The following is a 3,775-nucleotide window of genomic DNA, read 5'->3' on the forward strand; positions in this document are numbered from 1 at the left end:
GGCTGCGGCCATAGGCGGCGGTCACGTTCTTCACCGACAGCACCGGCGTCGTGCCGGGCTGTTGCTCCTGGTGCGCGATCTCGTGCACCGACACCAGCGCGTTGGTGTATTCCTGGCGCGGTTCCTTGATGATCTGGCGGGTGCCGCCCCATTCGACCAGCCGGCCGTGGCGCAGCACCATGATCTCGTCCGACACCTGGGCGACGACGGCAAGGTCATGGGTGATGTAGAGCGCCGCGACATGGGTGTCGCGGATGGCGTCCTTGATCGCCGCCAGCACGTCGATCTGCGTCGTCACGTCGAGGGCGGTGGTCGGCTCGTCGAAGACGATCAGGTCCGGCTCGGAGCACAGCGCCATCGCCGTCATGACGCGCTGCAGCTGGCCACCGGAGACCTGGTGGGGAAAGCGTTCGCCAATGGTTTCCGGGTTGGGCAGGCTGAGCTTCTTGAACAGCGCGACGGCGCGCTTCTCTGCCTCGGCCCGCGTTGCCGTGCCGTGCAGAAGGGCGGCTTCGACTACCTGGTCCATCAGCCGGTGCGCCGGATTGAAGGCGGCGGCAGCCGACTGCGCGACGTAGCAGACCTCGCGGCCGCGCAACCTGCGGAAGCCTTCCTTGCCGCCCTTCAGGATATCACGACCGTTGAGGATGACCTCGCCGCCGGTGATGCGCACGCCGCCGCGGCCATAGCCCATCGACGACAGGCCGATGGTCGACTTGCCGGCGCCGGACTCGCCGATCAGGCCGAGCACCTTGCCTTTCTCCAGCGTCAGCGATACGTCGTGCACCAGGGTAATGGTCTTAGGCTGCTCGCCGGGCGGATAGACGGTCGCTTCGATGCGCAGGTTGCGGATGTCGAGCAGCAGGCCAGACTTTGCTTTGGTGTCAGCCATCAGCCGCGCCCTCCCTTCAGGCTTGCCGTGCGGTTGAGCACCCAGTCGGCGACAAGGTTGACCGAGATGGCAAGCGCCGCGATCGCCGCTGCCGGGATCAGCGCCGCCGCGATGCCGAAGACGATGCCGTCCTTGTTTTCCTTCACCATGCCGCCCCAGTCGGCATCCGGCGGCTGGACGCCGAGACCGAGGAAGGAGAGCGTCGACAGGAACAGCACCGCATAGATGAAACGCAGGCCGAGTTCCGAGACCAGCGGCGACAGCGCATTGGGCAGGATCTCGCGAAAGATGATCCAGCCGCTGCCTTCGCCGCGTAATTTGGCGGCCTCGACATAGTCCATGACGTTGATGTCGACGGCGACGGCGCGCGACAGGCGATAGACGCGGGTGGAGTCGAGAACCCCCATCACCAGGATCAGCGTCACCAGGTTGGTGGGCAGCACCGAAAGCACGACAAGGCCCATGATCAGCGTCGGGATCGACATCAGCAGGTCGACGAGGCGCGACAGCAGCGTGTCGTACCAGCCGCCGAACACCGCCGCCGAGAAGCCAAGTATGGCGCCGAGCGAGAAGGACAGCGCTGTCGCCAGCACGGCTATGAAGAGGGTGATGCGGGCGCCGTAGATCATGCGCGAGAGAAGATCGCGGCCGAGATTGTCGGTGCCCAGCCAATGCGCCGACGACATCGGTTCCCAGACGTCGCCGACGATCTCGGCATTGCCATGCGGCGCGATCCAGGGCGCGAGGATCGCCGCCAGCACGAACAACGCCGTCAGCACCAGGCCGATCAGCGAGGGGATGGGAATGCGTCTCAGGGTCTGCATGCCCGCCCCCTCACTTCGGATGTCTGAGCCGCGGATTGGCGACAATCGCCGCAATGTCCGCGATAATGTTGAGGCTGATGTAGACGGCGGCGAAGATGAGGCCGACCGCCTGTACGACAGGCACGTCGCGCTTGGTGACATGGTCGACCAGGTACTGACCCATGCCGGGATAGACGAAGATCACCTCGACCACCACGACGCCGACAACTAGGTAGGCGAGGTTAAGCATGACGACGTTGATGATCGGCGCGATGGCGTTCGGGAAGGCATGCTTGCGGATGACGGCGAAAGCCGACAGACCCTTCAGCTCGGCCGTCTCGACATAGGCCGACTGCATGACGTTGAGGATCGCCGCACGCGTCATGCGCATCATGTGGGCCAGCACCACCAGCGTCAGCGCCGCGGCCGGCAACGCAATCGCCTGCATGCGCTCGCCGAAGGACATGCCCTCATAGACGGTGGAAATGGCCGGGAACCATTGGTGCTGCACGGCGAAGTAAAAGACGAGCAGATAGCCGATGAAGAACTCCGGGAACGAGGTCGAGGCGAGCGCCACGCCGGAGATCAGCTTGTCGACCCAACCATTGCGATAGCGCACCGCGATCAGGCCGAGGATGATCGCCAGCGGCACGGCGACGATCGCCGCCCAGAAGGCAAGGAACAGCGTGTTCCACAGCCGGTCCTTGATCGACGTCGCGATGTCCTGCCCGCTCGACATGGCGGTGCCGAGATCGCCGGTGAGCACGCCGCCCAGCCAGTGGAAGTAGCGGAGATAGGCAGGCTGGTTCAGCCCGAGCTGCTCGCGCAGATTGGCGAGCGACTCCGGCGTCGCCGATTGTCCGAGAATGGCTTGCGCGACGTCGCCGGGCAGGATCTGGGTGCCGGCGAAGATCAGGACCGAAACGGCCAACAAAAGGAGGATGCCCAGCGCAACGCGCTGGGCCACCAGTTTCACGATGGGTGAGGACATCTCCGCAAGGCCAGGCTCAAGCTTCGAGCCAGCATTTCGCCAAAGCGTAACCGTTCATCAGTTCCTGATGCGGATCGTCGACCCAGCCGCCGACCTTAGCACCCGTGGCGTCGATGAACTGATTGAACATCGGCAGGATCAGGCCGCCTTCGTCGCGCACCATGACGGCCATGTCATGGTACATCGCCTTGCGCTTGGCTTCGTCGAGCTCGGCGCGCGCGGCCAGCACCATCTTGTCGAAGTCCGGACGCTTGAAGCGCGTGTCGTTCCAGTCGGCCGTCGACAGATAGGCGGTCGAGTACATCTGGTCCTGGGTCGAGCGTCCGCCCCAGTAGGAGGCGCAGAAGGGCTGCTTGTTCCAGACCTCGTTCCAGTAGCCGTCGCCCGGCTCGCGCTTGATCTCGAGCTTGATGCCGGCCTTGGCCGCGCTCTGCTGGTAGAGCTGCGCTGCATCGACGGCGCCGGGGAAAGCCACATCGGAGGTCCTGAGCAGGACCGAACCATCGTGGCCGGACTTCTTGTAGTGGAACTTGGCCTTATCCGGATCGTACTTGCGCTGCTCGATCTCGGTGAACAGCGGGTAGGACGCGTTGATCGGGAAGTCGTTGCCGAGCGAGCCGTAGCCGCGCAGCACCTTGTTCAGCATCTCCTCGCGGTCGATCGCCAGCTTCAGCGCCATCCTGAGGTCGTTGTTGTCGAACGGCGCCGTGTTGCAATGCATGATGAACACGTAGTGGCCGGGGCCCGCATGGTTGCGGATGGTGACGCCGGGCACGCGCTTGATCAGGTCGACGATCTTCGGCTCGACGCGGTTGATCATGTTGACCTGGCCACCCTGCAGGGCCGCGGTGCGCGCCGTCGCGTCGTTGATGACGACCACTTCGATCTGGTCGGCATGACCCATCTTGTCGCCCTGCCAGTAATTGGCGAAGCGCTCGCCGACATGGCGCACGCCGGGCTCGTTGGTCACGATCTTGTACGGGCCGGCGCCGATGCCGGCATCGGGCTTGTCCTTGCCGCCGTTCGGCTGGACGATGAGGTGATAGTCGCTGAGCAGGTAGGGAAGGTCGGCATTGGCCTCCTTCAGCG

4 protein-coding genes are annotated in these 3,775 nt (G+C 64.6%); all 4 read right to left on the minus strand.

The window, feature by feature from the left end; all coding sequences use genetic code 11:
- Positions 1–892, minus strand: an 892-nt coding sequence (locus tag EN742_RS27650; protein WP_148670300.1) for an ATP-binding cassette domain-containing protein, incomplete at its 3' end; no start/stop codon positions are given.
- Complete coding sequence (locus EN742_RS27655) at positions 892–1,716, minus strand: ABC transporter permease (RefSeq protein WP_126056963.1); 825 nt, start codon at positions 1,714–1,716, stop codon at positions 892–894. The genes EN742_RS27655 and EN742_RS27650, both read right to left, overlap by 1 nt.
- Positions 1,717–1,726: 10 nt before the next feature.
- Positions 1,727–2,686 carry an ABC transporter permease gene (locus tag EN742_RS27660; protein ID WP_126056964.1) on the minus strand — a complete coding sequence of 320 codons (960 nt, stop codon included), beginning with the start codon at positions 2,684–2,686 and terminating at the stop codon, positions 1,727–1,729.
- A gap of 16 nt (positions 2,687–2,702) precedes the next feature.
- On the minus strand, positions 2,703–3,775 hold a 1,073-nt coding region (locus EN742_RS27665), incomplete at its 5' end, for an ABC transporter substrate-binding protein (RefSeq protein ID WP_148670301.1).

It is taken from the genome of Mesorhizobium sp. M4A.F.Ca.ET.020.02.1.1, from assembly GCF_004022645.1.
In the GTDB taxonomy this organism is placed as follows: Bacteria; Pseudomonadota; Alphaproteobacteria; order Rhizobiales; family Rhizobiaceae; genus Mesorhizobium.

Bases quoted from the DNA above. Each gene is read 5' to 3' on its own strand.
- EN742_RS27655 (WP_126056963.1), bottom strand. From the start codon at position 1,716: ATGCAGACCCTGAGACGCATTCCCATCCCCTCGCTGATCGGCCTGGTG.
- EN742_RS27660 (WP_126056964.1), bottom strand. From the start codon at position 2,686: ATGTCCTCACCCATCGTGAAACTGGTGGCCCAGCGCGTTGCGCTGGGC.